Here is a 17,166-nt window from a genome sequence, read left to right as displayed (position 1 = left end):
CGGATTATCGCACGGCTTGCCAAAGGATTTCTACCGGATGGTAGGCCCTTCGGTTTGCCCCATCTTTGATTTGATGCCGGCAGCTGGTGCCCGGCGCAGCCACCCATTCTTCTTGCGGCATATTCCGAACGGCAGGTAACAACACCAATTCTCCCACTTTCATCGATACCTCAAAGTGTTCTTTCTCGTACCCGAAAGAACCTGCCATACCGCAGCAACCCGAAGGGATCACGGTTACTTCATGTCCTTTCGGAAAGGCCAATATTTTCGAGGTATATTCCACCAGGTGGAATGCCTTTTGGTAGCAGTGCCCATGGAGTTTTATTTTTCGTGGGTTGTCTGAAAACAACGCCGGATCGATGTTGCCTGCATCCATTTCCCGCGCTAAAAATTCATCGATCAAGAGGGCGTTTTTAGCCAATTTCCGGGCATCGACCAATAGTTGTTCATCGACCAAGTCTGGATATTCATCCCTGAAAGTCAGGATGGCAGAGGGTTCGATACCAATAAGGGGCGTATCCGCCGATATCACATCTTTTAAATACCCGACATTGCCATTGGCGATGGCTTTTGCCTTCCGAACCAATCCTTTAGACAGATAGGTACGTCCGCTTTCCAGATGCTTGGTCAACCTTACCTGGTAGCCGAGTGCGGTAAGCAATCGGTAGGCAGTTTGTCCGATACCCACATCATTATATTCGGTAAACTCGTCGCAAAATAGGTAAACGGTACGTACTTCTTCTCCCTGTTGGTCTCGGTTACGCACCTGGCGCCGGATCCACTTCCGTAGGGTGGTGTTACCCACTTCGGGTAGCGACCTTTCCGTGGCAAATCCAAGTATGCGTTTTACCCATGGAGACAGCACCCTATTCTTGATGACCCAGTTATACAACCATGGCACATATGCAGCCAACTGTTGCGATTTGGTGAAGTTAGCAATTACCCGAGCGCGGAACGGCGTGCCGTTCGCATCGTAATAATGCTGCAAGAACTCCGCTTTCATCTTCGTCACATCCACGCCCGAAGGGCATTCTGTTTTGCACGCCTTGCAGCTCAGGCACAAGTCCATCACCTCTTTGATTTCCGGGTGGTCAAAACGGTTGGGTTTGGGTGATGCGGTAAGGTACTGACGCAACAAATTGGCCCGCGCACGTGTCGTATCCTTTTCCTCCCGCGTGGCCATATACGAAGGGCACATGGTGCCCCCACTTACATGTGTCTTCCGGCAATCACCCGAACCCGAGCATTTTTCCGAGAGCCTCAAAATACTCTCCTGCTTGCGGAAATCAAATACCGTATCAATCTTTACATTGCTGGTATCTTGTTCATAGCGCAGGAACTTATCCATCGGTGGTGTATCAACGATTTTATTGGCATTGAAAACACCTTGGGGGTCAAAAATCACTTTGACCTCCCTTAACAAGCCATATACTTTCTCGCCAAGCACCGCACCGATAAATTCACCACGGAGGCGGCCATCACCGTGCTCACCGCTCAAGGAACCATTATATTTCTTTACCAGTTGCGCAGTATCCGTCAGCACCGACCGGAAAGCCTGTCTCCCCGCGTCGGTTTTCAAATTAATCAGCGGTTCAACATGTATTTCCCCCGCGCCGGCATGGGCATAATACGATGCATCCAATCCGTGGTGCCGGAGTATGCGTTGCAAATCTTCGATATACGCCGGAAGGTCTTCCGGCGGCACGGCGCAATCTTCTATGAGGTTTACGGGCTGGGTATCACCCGGTAGGTTCCGTATCAGACCGAGACCTGCCTTACGCACATCCCACACGAGGTTGGTTTGTGGGCCGGTAATCAGCGGATGGGCGTAGCCGAGTCCTTCGGCCACCAATTCGGCTTTCAATGCATCGGCTTTGCGTTGCACCTCATCCGCGGTGTTGCCCCTAAACTCAACCATCAGCAACGCGGCCGGGTCACCTTCGATGAAAAACCGGTTGTATTGGTAAGTTGGGTGGCCTTTGGTAAAATCCATGATGTACTTATCCACCAATTCGGATGCTTCCGGACGGTGGCGCAGGGCCACGACGTTCGCGTGCATCGACTCGATGAGCGTGTGGCAATGGATGCAGAGCAACCCCACTTCCGCAGGCGGCAACGGAAGCAGGTTTAATTTCGCTTCCGTAAGGATACCCAGGGTCCCTTCCGATCCGGCAAACAGCCTGCAGAGATTAAACGGCTCATCCGTGTCGAGCATCATATCCAACGCATAGCCCGTATTACGCCGGGTAAGGGTAGGTTTGGGATACCCTGATCTGATGGCCTCTCGGTTGCCTGTATCCGATAACAAATCGTTCATCCGGCGGTAGATGTCGCCTTCGCGTGTGGGTAAGGTCAGTTTGTTAAACAGCGCCGCTTCATCCAATGCCGTTAACATCACTTCCGACCCATCATCCAGGAGCACCGTTGCTTCGAGCAGATGGCTACGGGTATCGCCCCACACAATGGAATGGAGGCCACATGAGTTGTTACCCACCATACCCCCTATCATAGCCCGGCTCGCTGTGGAAGTTTCTGGCCCGAACATCAAGCCATAAGGCCGTAGGTAAGCGTTGAGATCATCGCGGATGACACCCGGCTGCACACGCACCCAGCGTTCTTCTACATTGACTTCCAATATCTTATTAAAGTGTTTGGACACATCCACAACAACACCCCGCCCTACGACCTGCCCTGCCAGGGAGGTTCCGGCCGTGCGTGGAATCAATGTAACCCCATAGGTAGCTGCAAACGCAATAAGCGCCTCCAAGTCCGCTGCGTGGCAGGGAATGGCTACCGCTAGGGGAAGTTCCTGGTACACCGATGCATCCGTAGCATAGGCACGGAGCAATGCTCGGTGCTGCGCCGTTTCGTTGTAATAAAACCGGCCCTCCAAGCGACTTTCCAGTTGTTCCAGGCCTTGCATGATCCTATTTCCCTTATTCACGTGCTAAAGATACGTATCCTCTGGGTATTCAGTACGAACTAAGTTCCATGATGGTAAGGTAAACGGCAGTTTTGATAAGATTGAGTAATGTGTCTTGAATAGCGTACATCAATAGGTTCGGCGCAGCCGATCAATTATGCAGCACAGACCGGGGCGCCGTTTATAGGCAAAGGATTATCTTTGGAGGCTGTATTTAACCAATGGTGTTATCTGGGGCTTGTGAGCTCCGCAATGTTGCTATCGTCTTACGTTATGAGTTTATTAAGATTTGCTCGGATTTTTTGTTGTTCGGTCATTCTGCTTACGGTTGGTGCTCCATCGCTTTTCGGACAATATATTAAGGTGGATGAAGTCGACGGAAAGTATGTTACCAAACCCTTGGTGAAAAATGATCCGGCGTTTGCCGATTTCAACACGGTGCAGATTGCACTTATCATGACACGCGCTCCACAAGGCGCAACGATTTATTTTCCAGCGGGCCATTATCATTTCAACGGTAGTGCGATGCCCAACAGGGGTACCATCGAATCCAGCCAAACGGGTCAAATTTTCCGGGGAGATGGGGTGGGAACCACCCGCATTATCCAACACAATGCGCAGCGCGACTTTGGGTTCCGTGCTCGGTCCGATTTCAAGCGGGTGCCGGCCGCGACGCTGAGGGTACGACACAAAGGGTGCCGAGTAGAACAACTAACGATTAAATTGGCCGATCAGCTAGCCCCCAAAACCATCGCGGGTTCCGCAGCCATTTCTATTGCGCATATCGTATATTTCCCCGACCACAACGTGGGAATCATTGAGACCACGGGCGATTCGAGTACAGGAAATTTTTTATTAGACCATGTGGTTGTCACAAACGTCGATATCGGCGAAAACCATACCGGTGGCATCCTAGCCCAACGGTTTTTCGAAGTAGGTATTGATATCCAAGGATCGGGCGGACATGTCCGCGTCGCTAATGTCAATCGGCTTGATGCCCGAACAGGTATCCGACTGGACAATGGCAATCATTGCGGACAAGGTGAATATCAATTCGAATCGATCTATTCCATGGGCAATCCGTCCATTTTCACGGATGGCGTGTTTTTCGATTGGGTGGGAGGGCAAGCCCCTTCCATACACAACAGCTCGTGCTCCTTTACCAGTGGTATCTTCGCCGGACCAAAGGGCAAATATGGCGATCGGCTCAACCCTTATCCCGAAGCCATCGTTAAACGGCGACCTGAAAAGGATTGGGATTGGCTTACCATCCATGATCATTATGTGGTTGACCGGCCTGACGAAAACCAACGGCGCGAATGGTATGGCTTACCGCGGTACAGCGAAATCGTCCGTATTGGCAGCCAGCCTAGAACAGGTGGGAACGAATGGATAGTGGGCGAGGATTTCGTTATTGAGCAGATCGATACGGGTGCCTATCAGGGTGCTGTTAAAATTATCTGGAAAGGCGACAGACCGTCATCCGCTTCCGTATACTATGTCACTTATCGACAGGAAGCAGCTTATCGGGTACACGATCTGGAGTGGGGAAACGCCATTAACTTCTCTTGCCAAGAAGCTAACCAAGTAAATGGATTTGCCATTAAGTTCGATGATCAGGAAACGGGATACCTTAACCCTGACTTCCGTTTCGGTATCGGCTACAACTTCCTATTTTCGGGAAACTTCATTATTAATGGCAATATCGTGTTCAACGGGCATATAGACGACATCAATATCAGCGGCTTGACTTCCGGCGTTTGCAACATCATGCTGCGGGGAGCAGACAAGAATAGGCCTGTGAGCCGTATATCGGTAAATAACAGCACGTTTAACCACCTCGTTGTGGGGGATTATACCCATCAAATCAAAGGCACCAATAATTTTATCGATAACACCTATCAAATCCATGCCCAACCGGGTATGAAGCAAGAAGTGCTTCTTGATGAAAAGAAACTGCAGTTTGACGATTTGGACAAGGTAGAATTGTTGTATTCCCGCTAAGAATACCTACCCAAACCCTTTCACTTTCCACCCTTTTCGGTACGATCGGCGCAAGTACTGCTCCGCAACGGGATAATTGGGAAACTTCATACTGGCTGAATCCCATTCCAACAATGTGCCTGGTACCCGTATGGCAACGGTGCCTAACAAGATGGCCTCCGTCATTGGTCCGGTCTGGGCAAAATGCGATTCCGTCTGCGCCTTACCCAAACAGGCATCTACGAAATGATGATAATGGTTGCGTTCTTCCAACTGGGGGTATTGATGATCCTCGAATTTGCTTTCGGGAAGGAGTACCGGCGTTCCCTGATGCGGGATAAGCAACGCTCCTTCGGTACCAATCAACATCGCAGCCTCTTCTGGGTAATCTCCAGCTTTATACAAAGAACGGACTTCCTCCGGCGGATAGAATTCGCCGTCGAACCACTCCAATGGCAAAACATCCGAAGCCGTTTTGCTGTTGCCGGGGAACATCCACGTGATGTGGTTACCCTGCGGCCAGGTATCGCCCCTACGTTCGGTCGAATCTTTCCATGATTGTTGCACCTCGGCTACGACCGATAGGGGTGGCTTCATATCCAACCCTTTCCAAACCGCATCAAAGATATGGCAACCGATATCGCCCGACCAGCCTGTACCGAAGTCTTGCCAAGCCCGCCAGATTGCCGGGTGATAGATCCCGGGCGCATAGGGCCGCATGGGTGCCGTACCGACCCACTTATCCCAATCCAAGGTCGCGGGCGCTTCCTGAGCTTGTGCAGGCCGCGGTCCGGCGAGGCGATACCCCGCAATGCCCGACCGGTTTGAGCAGAGATAAGCATGTTTAACTTTTCCGATGGCGCCCTGCTTTATCCACTGCACAGCCGTTCGGTCGCCGATAGATGAGGCAACCTGGGTACCAAGCTGGGTAACTACCCCCGCCTTGATCGCCGCTTGGGTGAGCACCCGCACCTCGGCCACGTCATGGCACATCGGCTTTTGGCAATACACATGCTTACCGGCATCGATGGCTTCCATGGCGATGATGAAATGATTATGATCGGGCACCGTCACATTGACGGCATCCATGTTACGCTTTTCTTTTTTGAACAGCTCCCGCCAGTCGGTGTAAAGGCGGGCCCCGGGAATAAGCTCAGCAGCTTTCTTTAAATGGTTTTCATCGACATCACATAGCGCCACAATTTCGACATCGGGGTGGGACTTGAAATTCTGCAAATCATGGCCACCCATACCGCCCACACCAATGCAGGCATGCCAGAGCTTGCGGGCGGGTGGAGCGGCAAAAGCTGTATCCAAAATAAACGGTGCACTGACGGCAGCCGCGGCGGCGGTGCGGAGGAAATCTCTCCGCGATGTTGAAAGGGTATCGTTCATGGCTTATAAAAGAATTTGGCTGAAAGTCTAATCGGGAAGTATCTTCACGCGAATGTTACGGAACAGCACCTTGCTCCCCGGGTCGTGACCTTGCAACGCGAAGGTTCCGCTTGAAATGGTACGCCCCGTATGGGGTGCCGTCTTGGTATCCGGTTCGTTATACTCCAAGATAAGCTTCCCATCAATCAATATCCGAACCGTTTTGTCCTTGACGATAATATGTTGCGTATACCATTGTTTATCGACCACAGGTACCGTATCCACATGCACTACGCCGTAGATGCTGCCAGATCGCCGCCAATCGGTATGCGAAATGTTGACCTGCACCTCGTGGCCAATGGCCGGAAAACCTTTTTCCTGAAACTGCGTATGGAAATAAATACCCGAATTTGACCCCGGATAGGTCATCACCTCTAGCTTCAATTCGAAATTCTTGAAATCATGATTATTTATATCGCCGGCGTAAAATAGGTGCGACCGCATGCCATTCACCACGATAGCGCCGTCCTTAACACTAAACGTTTCGGGGTTTTCATTTACCCGCCACCCATCTAGGGTTTTGCCGTCAAAAAGGGATATCCATCCCGCTTCCACCGTCGGCCCGGGTGCCTTCACAAAGGTTGCACGACCGCCATCACCGGCGCTGGTGCCGAGGCAGAAAAACACACATACCGCTGTTAAATACAATCTGTTTATACGCATCATCATTATCTTAAATTGACTTCTTGCTGTCGGCAACCTTCACCGTGGTTAAGTTACGGATTAAAATGTACGATACGCATAAAATTTTGAAAGTAGCGATATGCTAACTTAGTGATTCGGCCATCGCCCTAAATACGGTCGCCCTTGCGAATAACTACTTCTGTCCGAGCGACCATCTCCGTAAAGATTAATTTTGCTATTAATGAAAGACCCAAACAAAGGGCACTCCCCATATGTATCGCTACGGTGGCGGTACTACCGCGAGGAGTAGGCTCCGGATCGGCTTCGGACCTCCATGCGGACAACGTTTGGATTTGATTTGTGCTGAGACTAGACTTGGATTGGCGCCGCCAGTAGAAGTCTAGACCAAGGCCAGTCGCTGTACAATCGCTGCACCGAAGCCGACCCGAAGCGAACCCCTAGCGTACCCCAACCGGATACCGGCACCATCCCGCGCAATAGCAGCGGTTATCGTCCACTTGTTTCTCCGCCTCGAATTTTGGCAGCCATATAAACGATACGGGTACAGCCACTACCGATACAAAGAATAATCCGAAAATCAGGTATGGCCCCCTACATTTCCAACTTTAGCTTTTCCACTCCCTTGGCGTCAAGCACCCGTAATGTCATCTCGTCCCCCACTTTTTCAAGTATCATCATGGTAGCACTTTGCGCGTTGTTGCCTCCTCCCACTACCACAGGGAAGTTATTGCCTACCGTGTGCTTCGGATGGTAGGCGAACCGATGGGTATGGCCATTCAGGGCGACGTCGAACGGTGCCTTTTCCAGGATGTCCCCCCATTCTTTCAAGCTTGGATTGTAACTCCCTTCGCGTAGGCCATAGATGGGTATATGGTGTACCAACACCCTTTTCTTCGCATTTTTGAAGGCGCTACTGCCCAGTTCGTCCTTCAAGAAACCTGCCTGGTCTTTCCGCAGACCTGTGAAATCATTCAAGCCATAATACACCCAATGATTGTCTTCCTTATCCTCGCCGCAATCGAGCATCACGATGCGGGTATCCCCCCAATTAAACGATCCATACGTTTTGTCACCCACGTAATCAAGCAAATCACGGAGCCCGATGGAATAGGCGTTACGGATTTCGTGATTACCCCGCATGTAGAAGATCGGAACCGTTTCCGCACCGAAATGCTCATTCATGTATGACATGGATGCAACAGCCTGCGCCTCATCTCTTGGGTCGTCGATAACGTCGCCATTCAAGATGACAAAATCATAGTCGACGTCTTCGATCAATTCCGAGAACATATCCACAAGTTCCCGGCGCTGGTGCAGGTCGTTGAAAATAAGGGCCGTGAAGTCCGTGTCGTGCGCTGAAGGCAACCGGAAGGTATAGGTCTCCGAAACAGCGGTTTCCCCGAACTCCTTGCGGTATGCTTCATAAACGGCGATTTCCCTTGAATACACGCGGTAACTATACGTTTTGCCCGGCTCCAAGTTTTCCAGGCGGAACTTGTGGTGGTAATTATTGCAAAGCATTTGCCCATCTACATAAAGCTGCAGGGTTTGGTCTAGGTTGCCATCCGTACCGTACTCGACCCAGCTGTGCACCGGCACATTCGTAAGCCATGAGATGGTCATGCCATTTCCTGTAGGGTTTTGCAGGTAGGGCGTGGTTCGGAAAATCTTATCCTTCGCAGCATGTAACCGGACCTCAGCATACAGGGGCCGATGGTCCGATGCCATTTCAGCAGCAATTACGCCCCTATTGGTCAGCCTCGACCAACCTTCCATCCCGTTATAGCCATAGATATAGTCAATGCAGGTCGTAGGGTCGGTGGCGGGGAAGGTATTTTGCTTAGGCGATGTCAGCGCGGTGAATGATTCATTCATGGCTTCCTGCACCGGTGATTCGGGCGATGCGTTCATGTCTCCCGCTAGAAAGAACGGTTTATCCAACTTCGCGGCCTCCCGTTTGATAATGGCTACGGCTTCCAGCCGATCCTCAGCGTTCAGGGAGAAATGCGTACAACCAAAATAATACGCGTCCAGTTCTACGATAAGGAGCATGCGTGCTTCTTCGCGTCCCGGAAGGGCGATCCTTTTGACGCTCAAGGGCTTTTCCTTCGAAAGCACCCCTATCCCGTATTTCCCGCCATCGAAGTCAATGGCAGCGGCATAGGAGGGAAACATCAGCGTATTCCTGGATAACACATCAAGCACATCGACCTGGTTGCTTCGGTTTGTTACGCTGTCCAGCTCCTGGATGGCAATGATGTCGGGCGCGGCCTCGTTGATCACATCGGCTACCCGTTGGTAGTCGGTGATGTCATCCATCCCACGCGCATTTCGGACGTTATACGACATCAATCGTATGGCGTTTTCCTCCTGTACCGGCAGTTCGTTCGCGAAAGACGATACAACAACAATAAGCCCTAAAAGCAGCAAGAATTTTCTTTTCATCAGGTCCATATCATTAAAACTATTCCATTACCAAGGGCGCCATAACGGTGCCGGGGTTATCAATTAGTTCAATAATACACCTTGCGATTTAAATTCGCAACCCTTCGGCGAACGCAAACGATTGTTCAATTTTCGAGGTCAGCTCTGCGGTGGGTGCGCGCTCTCTTTGGCTTTGCACGGTCGCCATCCATCGCATAGGGCAGTTGCCACATACGACCTTTGGAATCGCCAAAATACAAATAGGATTCACTCGGGTTATGGGGATCGCCGTCAGCCCAAAAATAGGCAAAAGGATCTTTTCCGTCCACTACTTTCCGTACGTAATTATGGTTCAGCTCGCTTTTCTTTGTAATCTGCTTCTTCGCCTTCCAGGTCCTACCGTCGTCTTTGCTCTCCCAGAGTATGAGTTCGCCGCCACCACCCCATTCCTGCGGCGTATTTTCGGTAGGGGCAACCACCACCCACTTATCACCTTCGATCCAAAGGCTACCGGTATCGTAATTGTGGTCAGACGTGGTTATTTCGTGATTTTCCCATTCCTTCCCCGTCCAATGGATCACCTGCCATTTCCGCAGCCCATTTTGGGGTCCGGGCTGGTGCCCGACCCCCGAAAGATACAGCGCCGCGGGATTGCCGTGCCTATCAAACGCAACGTCTTTAATATATACATTCTCTCCTTTTGAGAAGAATTCCTTGGCCAGCGTGGGATTATTCACCTCGGTTATGGGAATAGTAATCGGCGTGCCGTCCACGGTGGTCCAGGTGCGACCGAAATCGGTGGTTTGCACGTAATAGATGTTTGTCCGGCGATCTACATTGCCATTTGGGTGCCAATTATAAAAAAACACGATTTTCTTGCCCAATTGTCCACTGATTTGGTAATGGCCGGCATTTTTGTCTTCGGGCCGTCGTATCGCGACGAGCTGCTTGTCATCCGTCCATTCAACGCCATCGGCACTCGTGTTGAAATACAGCAACCTAACACCCAAGTACTTGGTAAAAAGATGCAAAAACCCCTCACCGGCCAAATATTTCGGCTGCGGGTAGGTAATCTCCCGTTCGGAGATCAGGTCAAATTTTTCGATGGCGTTCGGGGAACTGCTTTTATAGATGAACCCTGGCCTACCACGCCCCCTCCCACTTACAAACACCCAGATATAGCCGTCGGAATCCATGGCGATCGACGGGTTGTCATGCGGGTCAAAAACACCTCCTTTGTCGTGTACCACGGTGGGCTGTTCCACCGTACGTGTTTTATGGTCGTAGCTCCCGATCATACACACCAGGTAATCACCACGGGCTTTATCCGGTGCCGTGGTGAGTGGGTCGGCATCACTCACCCGGCCCTTCACGATACCGCCGTATACGAAAAACGTTTTATCCGCCTCCGGTGAATAGATGGCCAAGGGAATATGCTTGGCAGTGTAGGTGCCCAACCCGCCGGAATATTTGTCGCCATAAGCGGAGAATTGCCCCAACGTAAACCAGATGCCACGGTAGCCAGCGATTTTCTCGTTATTCAGCGAGGCATACGGCTGGGCTGTGGCCAACAGGCTGAAAAAAACGAGACCGGCCAACAAATACATGCTTCTTAACAAACCCATATTTTTCATATATTGATTAATTCACTCTTGGAAACCTACCGAGAAAACGGTCCCTTTCCCTTCGGCCGATTCCACCTCGACCGTAATCGAAAGGAACTGGGCGATGCTGCGCACTATCGATAGGCCCAACCCGAATCCGCCATCTGGGCGATTGCGTCCCATTTTGAAACGCCCAAAAATCTCCTCGCGCATCGACGCCGGGATTCCCTCGCCCGAATCCCGGATGTGTACCCAATAACGGCCCGCCGCATGAGCATCATAAACCGCTATGGTTCCCCCTCGTCGGTTATAACGGATAGCATTCCGCAGTAAATTTGAAAAAAGTTGCAGAAGCAGTTCCCTATTCATGTCGGGAATCGCCTTTTCTCGAACAATCTTATTGGAGAATATGATATCCTTTTCTTCCAATTGGTCCGCCAATTCTTCCTGTATACCATTGATAAGCTTTCCCAACTGGACGTCGTCTCCTTTGTGGAATTGTTCGTTGTCGACCCGGGCAATCAATAGCATCGACTGGACAATCCCGCTCAGCCGGTTCAACGTATGCATCATCTCCATTAGCTTCTCGGCTACCGACTCAGCTAGGTTGTCCGAAAGCATGAGGTTTTCGATCTTGGTTTTCAAAACGCTGATTGGCGTCAATAGTTCGTGTGAAGCATTGGCTGTAAATTCCCTTTCGCGGTCGAAATCTTGCCGGATTCGCTCCATCAATTGGATGAACGATTTATCCAGGATGCGAAAATCGTTCGTCGACGTATTGATCGGCTCCATATTTCCCTTGAATGGAAAACGCTGCGAGACAAGCCGGGTCTCAATGATTTGCCCCAACGGCTTCAGGATGACCCTAGAAAAGAAAAAATCGAGTATGATGGTTACGAACAGCAACCCCACGAGTACATACAATGCAATGCGACGGATAGCAAGGCTATATAGCCTGATAGTTGCCGTCGTCCGGCCGATCTCAAGCAGGTAACGTTGGTTGTCATAGCTGAAAGTGCGGCTGAGTATACGATAGTCGAGGGTGTCCGACTCGATAAGCCTTAACCCATCGGCAATCCGGTTTATATCCGCTACCTCGGGTCCGATTGGCTCCATGGAAATGTATTCCTCCTTCAGCATGGTGTAGCTACCGAAACTTTCATCATCTTGTAGGTAATACGCAAGCCCATCGTGCTCAATGGTCGTAAACACCTTAGCCTCTTGCAGCCGAAGGTAATTGTTGATGGAGGCCTGCGAAATCCAGTTGAAAATATAAGGCAACAACAACAAGAATACCGCTATAATTGCTAATTTGGATAACGTAAAATACAGCGTTAACTTGGTGTTCAGGTTCATTTCTGGGATTTGATTTTGTAGCCGATGCCGCGAATGGTCTCCAACCAGGACACATCCGCAAATTCACCGAGCTTCTTCCTGACATTCTTGATATGCACGTCGATGTAATTCGAATCGTTCTCAATTTCCGCGAAATCGCCCCAAACATGCTCATACAATTGTAACCGGCTCAACGGTCTGTCCCGATGCATCAGCAGGTAGCTGAAGATATCGAACTCTTTCCGGGAGAGCGCGACCTCAATGTCGCGGTGGCATACCAATCGTTTGGTGAGGTCCACGGTGAAATTCCCAATCGATACGGTGTCGTCAACCAACCCGAATTTCCGCCTGCTTATCGCTTGCATTCGTGCCTGTAATTCCAATAAAGAAAAGGGCTTGGGGAGGTAGTCATCCGCGCCCAACTCCAGTCCTTTGATCCGATCTTCCAGATTGCCCCGAGCGGTGAGTATGATGACAGCTGCCTCCGGATTGTACTTCTTACAGTCCTTCAAGACTTCAAGCCCATCCCTATCGGGCAATCCTAGGTCCAGAAGTACGAAATCATAGGTATTTATCCCAAGGCTCTCGCACGCCGAAGCCGCATCCCGCACATGCTCGCAGACATAATGTGTTCTTTTCAGGAACGCCTCGATCTCCATTGCGAGGCTGCGCACATCTTCGACTATTAGTACATTCATTATAATGGCACGTTAAGCGGCACGACACCCATGGCCTCACGCCGCTTCGTTTGCAAACTCAAAACTGGTAATAAAAACCGACATTGAAAAACGAGCGCGGTTTCTTGGATAGCGCTTCCACATTCGGGTCCAAAACGGACAGCTGGTATGAGGCCGAAACCGCGTAGCTGGCACGGAAATAATACACCGGTAGCGAGAGCGTATATGAAATCATCTTAAAATCTGTCGACTGTACCAAGGTCGTGTCCGGTTCATTTTGTGATTGTCCGGGCGGGGTAATGGGCAACAGGTCTACTAACCTCCCCAAGCGATGCCCTTCGGTTATATAATATTGGTAGTACCGCTGGGTACCAGCTGCGAGCTCGACTCCGGGCTCGATGGCAACTATGTCCTTCGGCGTAAACTGTCCGATCTTAACGCGCTTCGAGTTGCCCAGGGTTAAGAAATAATCTTCCTCTTTGCCAAACATATAGTCGCCGGTCAATTCGGTCTTAAATAGATGATCTACGGCGAACGACGTACTTGCGTTATCGGTATTCGCCGCTTGGAGCAGCGGCGATCCCTCAGGGAAGAACGATCGGATATAGCCAAGGTCCAACGCCACGTTTTTTCCAAGTTGGAATTCGAAGCCTGCCCCGAGTTGGGAGGCGGAAAGCGCACCGTCGATTGTCAACAGTTTATATCCGCCCGCAGTCAGGTACAAATGGAATGGCGTCCTCAGCGTCGCATTCAGCAGCACGTAAGGCAAACGCTCTTCGGCGGTTTGGCCGTAGTAACTCGCATTGGTGCTATAAATAGCAGCCATCGTCAGGGTAGTCTCTTTCTTGGTAGAATCGGTCTGGGCATGCCCATGGAGGACAATGCCGGCCATCAAGGCACAGACCAAAAGCAATTTCGTTTTCATTAGTGAGTAGATATATAAATCGTGATAGTCTACCGATCAAAGTTTTATCTTGACCCGCGGGGTGATGGTTTTTAGCTTAGGTATTTTCACCTTTACGGGCGGCTTTACCGGAACGACCGAAATCGGCTTAACCTTCCGTCGCGTCTTGGGTACCCGTTTCACGGTCTGTCGGATATCTTTCACCACCGCATCGGGCTTGACATTGCTGGATTTGACCGTTTCCAGAGGTTTTCCCTCCTTGGCCTTTGGTTCCCGGCGATGCCCTTCTTGTTCCTGTTTATCCTGCTGTTGCGCCATACGAACGGTATCCGTCACCTGCGGAACCGGAACGGGCTCGAACGCGTTGGCCGGTGCATTGCGAACGAATAGGCAAAACACCAAAGACCAAAAAGCGACAACAGTGGTACGATCCATTGCAAGTTACATAATGGATGTCAGCCAAGTCGGCTGACATCCCACAAATATACCCATTTCCGACGAATAGTATCGACTAGAGCTTTACGCCTAAACCGCCTTTAACACGTACCATGGTGGACACATTAACCGGCTTTACCTTCATGCGCATGTTTGTCTTGATGGTGGGTTTCAACTTGATGTTGGCGGCGTTTGGGGATGCCTCCAATGCTTTGATGGTGGCTATCTCGCTCACCATAGCACCTTTCGCTCCGATCAGCTCGGGAGATGTAGCTACCGTGCTAACGGCGATGCCATGTTCGGCAGCAGCGTTTAGGGGTTGGTTGTCAATAACGTCTGCTGAGACCTCATCTACGGCTTCAAGGGCTACATCCGCGGCAGACCGCACAAGCATTGCGTTCTCGGCTTCCGCTTTCCCTTTCATCTTTTGCTTCGTTTTCACACTACCCGCACCCGCTTCAGCACGTGTTTCGTTCTTTGAAGCAACTTTTACTTTCGTTGTTTTTTCCTGTGCGAAGGTGGTGAGCATCGCCACCACGGCTATCGCTGAAATGAACAGTTTTTTCATGATTCTTTCAATTTTAACTAAGACAAAGCTGCTCATGGAAAATGAAGAGAAGATGAAAATCAAAAAGAAATTGAAATATTCTTCCTTTTATATGCTCAAAATATCCCATCTTAAGATTGCGCACGGCCATATCGCGACGCCATTAGGAATTCAATCCAAATATACGACTACATTACCGGCAGGCAACCCGTACTGTCTTGGCAAAAAAAAGCCACCCGATAGGTGGCTTTTCCGTTCATGGTTTTAACTTATTTGATGATGTCGCGCAGCCCCAATGCCTTGATGATGGCACGGTAACGGGTGATGTCTTTGTGGAAAAGGTATTTCAACAAAGCCCGGCGTTTACCGACCAGCTTCTGCAATGAACGCTGGGTCGCGAAGTCTTTCCGGTTTGATTTCAGATGCTCCGTGAGGTGGGCAATCCGCTTGGTAAATAAAGCCACCTGTCCTTCCGCCGAACCGGTGTTGGTTGCACTTCCCGCAAATTCAGCGAAAATGCCTGTTTTGTACTCTTTACTTAAATACATTACTTGAATAATATTAAAGCGTAAACAATTAAATAATAAATAACGGCCGCAAAGGTACATCAATTTTAATTACAGTGCAAATGGGATTTGGTTTTTGCCTTTTGCTTTTTTGCAGTTTGCTCTTTGCTCGCTAATCCTTGCTCCTATTAGGTAAACTCAAAAAACTCCTCGATAGGCACGCCGAGCGCTCCGGCCAATACATACACTTGATAAGCCGACGGATTCACCCGGCCCTTTTCCATCCGGCTGATGGCCTGGAAATCTTTATCAATCAATGCCCCAAGCTCCATTTGGGTAAGGCCGCGGCGCTCCCTGAGCACCCGGATACGCCAGCCCAAGTGGGTTTTGAATGTTTGAATATCTATTGCCATGCGGCAAACAAGGGAAATGTTTGAAATTCACACTAAACATATTTGTTTAATAAAAACAAAACGCATATCTTTCCTTCACTACGCCTGGATACGAAGCAGACACGACGCGTCGTCATACCTTAATATAAATCTTTTTCCTATCCAATGCGTAACAAATGCTCCAGCAAACGGCTAAGAATGCCAGCGCATAGCAAAACGACCCCACCTCGGGCGGCCCCGGCGCATGCGCACAGACCTCGGTATAGAACCACCGGAGCGGTGTGGTATAACGTGTTCCACCCGAATCATCTACGCCCATCGGGATGCGAATCAGCCCAAGCAACCGTGGCAGCATCCCACTTAATACAAAAATGAACAAGGGATTCTTGCCGAAGACATCGAAGAACCGGGTCAGCCAGTTCCGCGTACCCAACACCTCGATAAACCAGATCATTGCCCCAATGGTAAACAATGCAAGTCCGCTGGTGTAAAGCACGTACGAACTTGTCCATATTTTCTTGTTGATCGGGAACTCCAATCCCCAGAACAAACCTAGCAAAGCCAGCAGCGCCGCTACGACAAACAATCCCGCAAGCATTCTATCGAGCGGTTCGGCCGACGCTTGCAGCCGGGGCCACAGCCAACTTACCTGGCCCTGGGCGCGGATATACCGCCCCGTGAGGTAACCCACTACCACTTGGACGATAGCTGGCAAGGTACTCATCAAGCCTTCAGGATCGAACGGAACGCCCTCACCCCGGTACAGATGGGCAATGCCGAGCACGTCCTTATCTACCGCCGTACCGAACCAGCCTGCCAAGCTATATGGATCGCTACCACCAAACGCCACGCATAGCAACCAATACCCCAGCAATAAGACCGCGGATACGATGATGACCCACTTTTCTTTAAGATAGTACACCACGATGGAAGCAAAACAATAGGCAAGCGCAATACGCTGCAACACACCGAAGATACGGATGCCCCGCTCGGGGTTATTGGGGTCCACCCAATGTTTGAACGCCAGCATATCCCCCTCCCACCGCACAAACGGCCACCAGTTGAGTAGCAGCCCGATACCGAAAATCAACGCTGTGCGCTTCAATATTTTCTTCCAAAATGCGGCATCGCCGCCTTCCCGCAGGCGAGGCATCACAAAAGCCATCGCGTTGCCCACGGCAAATAGGAAAAACGGGAATACCAAGTCGGTCGGTGTAACCCCGTGCCACTCCGCATGGCCCAATGGCGAGAAAAGGTGCGACCAGCTACCGGGGTTGTTCACCAGGATCATCAGGGCCACCGTAGCCCCGCGGAACACATCAAGCGAATAATAACGTTTATCCATTTTTGCTATTTT

At 50.5% G+C, this 17,166-nt stretch carries 14 protein-coding genes; 1 reads left to right on the top strand and 13 read right to left on the bottom strand.

Features of this window, described 5'->3' with window-relative positions; translation table 11 throughout:
* Window positions 1–4: 4 nt before the first annotated feature.
* Window positions 5–2,923, bottom strand: coding sequence for an FAD-binding and (Fe-S)-binding domain-containing protein (locus ACO1NT_RS09140; RefSeq protein ID WP_449048318.1), 2,919 nt, complete (start codon window positions 2,921–2,923; stop codon window positions 5–7).
* A gap of 273 nt (window positions 2,924–3,196) precedes the next feature.
* Between ACO1NT_RS09140 and ACO1NT_RS09135 the strand changes: the two genes are divergently transcribed.
* The gene (locus ACO1NT_RS09135) at window positions 3,197–4,927 is read left to right on the top strand and encodes a hypothetical protein (protein WP_449048317.1); all 1,731 of its coding nucleotides are present in this window, start codon (window positions 3,197–3,199) and stop codon (window positions 4,925–4,927) included.
* Window positions 4,928–4,933: 6 nt separating this feature from the next.
* Here the strand turns inward: ACO1NT_RS09135 and ACO1NT_RS09130 are convergent, their stop codons facing one another.
* The 12 genes from ACO1NT_RS09130 to ACO1NT_RS09075 all read right to left on the bottom strand — a co-directional run.
* On the bottom strand, window positions 4,934–6,301 hold the full coding sequence (locus ACO1NT_RS09130) for a Gfo/Idh/MocA family oxidoreductase (protein ID WP_449048316.1): 1,368 nt from the start codon (window positions 6,299–6,301) through the stop codon (window positions 4,934–4,936).
* Between the two features lie 27 nt (window positions 6,302–6,328).
* A complete protein-coding gene (locus tag ACO1NT_RS09125; RefSeq protein ID WP_449048315.1) occupies window positions 6,329–7,003 on the bottom strand; it encodes a 3-keto-disaccharide hydrolase in 675 nt (224 codons plus the stop codon).
* Window positions 7,004–7,576: 573 nt separating this feature from the next.
* On the bottom strand, window positions 7,577–9,430 hold the full coding sequence (locus tag ACO1NT_RS09120; protein WP_449048313.1) for an endonuclease/exonuclease/phosphatase family protein: 1,854 nt from the start codon (window positions 9,428–9,430) through the stop codon (window positions 7,577–7,579).
* A gap of 125 nt (window positions 9,431–9,555) precedes the next feature.
* On the bottom strand, window positions 9,556–11,034 hold the full coding sequence (locus tag ACO1NT_RS09115) for a BNR-4 repeat-containing protein (protein ID WP_449048311.1): 1,479 nt from the start codon (window positions 11,032–11,034) through the stop codon (window positions 9,556–9,558).
* A 21-nt stretch (window positions 11,035–11,055) separates the two neighbouring features.
* Window positions 11,056–12,369 (bottom strand): sensor histidine kinase, encoded by a 1,314-nt coding sequence (locus tag ACO1NT_RS09110; protein WP_449048309.1) that lies wholly within the window; start codon window positions 12,367–12,369, stop codon window positions 11,056–11,058.
* On the bottom strand, window positions 12,366–13,046 hold the full coding sequence (locus tag ACO1NT_RS09105) for a response regulator transcription factor (RefSeq protein ID WP_449048308.1): 681 nt from the start codon (window positions 13,044–13,046) through the stop codon (window positions 12,366–12,368). Before ACO1NT_RS09105 ends, ACO1NT_RS09110 begins: the two co-directional genes overlap by 4 nt.
* A gap of 58 nt (window positions 13,047–13,104) precedes the next feature.
* Window positions 13,105–13,950 carry a hypothetical protein gene (locus ACO1NT_RS09100; RefSeq protein WP_449048306.1) on the bottom strand — a complete coding sequence of 282 codons (846 nt, stop codon included), beginning with the start codon at window positions 13,948–13,950 and terminating at the stop codon, window positions 13,105–13,107.
* A 36-nt stretch (window positions 13,951–13,986) separates the two neighbouring features.
* On the bottom strand, window positions 13,987–14,364 hold the full coding sequence (locus ACO1NT_RS09095; protein ID WP_449048305.1) for a hypothetical protein: 378 nt from the start codon (window positions 14,362–14,364) through the stop codon (window positions 13,987–13,989).
* Window positions 14,365–14,440: 76 nt separating this feature from the next.
* The gene (locus tag ACO1NT_RS09090; protein ID WP_449048303.1) at window positions 14,441–14,932 is read right to left on the bottom strand and encodes a hypothetical protein; all 492 of its coding nucleotides are present in this window, start codon (window positions 14,930–14,932) and stop codon (window positions 14,441–14,443) included.
* Between the two features lie 248 nt (window positions 14,933–15,180).
* Window positions 15,181–15,459, bottom strand: coding sequence for a 30S ribosomal protein S15 (rpsO, locus tag ACO1NT_RS09085; RefSeq protein WP_449048301.1), 279 nt, complete (start codon window positions 15,457–15,459; stop codon window positions 15,181–15,183).
* Window positions 15,460–15,605: 146 nt separating this feature from the next.
* Window positions 15,606–15,830: a helix-turn-helix domain-containing protein gene (locus ACO1NT_RS09080; protein WP_449048300.1), complete on the bottom strand. Its 225-nt coding sequence runs from the start codon at window positions 15,828–15,830 to the stop codon at window positions 15,606–15,608.
* 112 nt (window positions 15,831–15,942) lie between these two features.
* Window positions 15,943–17,166 (bottom strand): acyltransferase family protein (locus tag ACO1NT_RS09075; protein WP_449048299.1); only part of this gene is annotated, 1,224 nt, incomplete at its 5' end.

It is taken from the genome of Parapedobacter sp. (genome assembly GCF_053550995.1).
This window is presented reverse-complemented; position numbering and strand designations above follow the sequence as displayed.

What these genes read in the sequence shown, in the direction of transcription:
- ACO1NT_RS09110 (WP_449048309.1), bottom strand. Translation starts at nt 12,369, where the DNA reads ATGAACCTGAACACCAAGTTAACGCTGTATTTTACGTTATCCAAATTA.
- rpsO (WP_449048301.1), bottom strand. Translation starts at nt 15,459, where the DNA reads ATGTATTTAAGTAAAGAGTACAAAACAGGCATTTTCGCTGAATTTGCG.
- ACO1NT_RS09090 (WP_449048303.1), bottom strand. Translation starts at nt 14,932, where the DNA reads ATGAAAAAACTGTTCATTTCAGCGATAGCCGTGGTGGCGATGCTCACC.
- ACO1NT_RS09140 (WP_449048318.1), bottom strand. Translation starts at nt 2,923, where the DNA reads ATGCAAGGCCTGGAACAACTGGAAAGTCGCTTGGAGGGCCGGTTTTAT.
- ACO1NT_RS09125 (WP_449048315.1), bottom strand. Translation starts at nt 7,003, where the DNA reads ATGCGTATAAACAGATTGTATTTAACAGCGGTATGTGTGTTTTTCTGC.
- ACO1NT_RS09115 (WP_449048311.1), bottom strand. Translation starts at nt 11,034, where the DNA reads ATGGGTTTGTTAAGAAGCATGTATTTGTTGGCCGGTCTCGTTTTTTTC.
- ACO1NT_RS09130 (WP_449048316.1), bottom strand. Translation starts at nt 6,301, where the DNA reads ATGAACGATACCCTTTCAACATCGCGGAGAGATTTCCTCCGCACCGCC.
- ACO1NT_RS09120 (WP_449048313.1), bottom strand. Translation starts at nt 9,430, where the DNA reads ATGAAAAGAAAATTCTTGCTGCTTTTAGGGCTTATTGTTGTTGTATCG.
- ACO1NT_RS09080 (WP_449048300.1), bottom strand. Translation starts at nt 15,830, where the DNA reads ATGGCAATAGATATTCAAACATTCAAAACCCACTTGGGCTGGCGTATC.
- ACO1NT_RS09100 (WP_449048306.1), bottom strand. Translation starts at nt 13,950, where the DNA reads ATGAAAACGAAATTGCTTTTGGTCTGTGCCTTGATGGCCGGCATTGTC.
- ACO1NT_RS09135 (WP_449048317.1), top strand. Translation starts at nt 3,197, where the DNA reads ATGAGTTTATTAAGATTTGCTCGGATTTTTTGTTGTTCGGTCATTCTG.
- ACO1NT_RS09095 (WP_449048305.1), bottom strand. Translation starts at nt 14,364, where the DNA reads ATGGATCGTACCACTGTTGTCGCTTTTTGGTCTTTGGTGTTTTGCCTA.
- ACO1NT_RS09105 (WP_449048308.1), bottom strand. Translation starts at nt 13,046, where the DNA reads ATGAATGTACTAATAGTCGAAGATGTGCGCAGCCTCGCAATGGAGATC.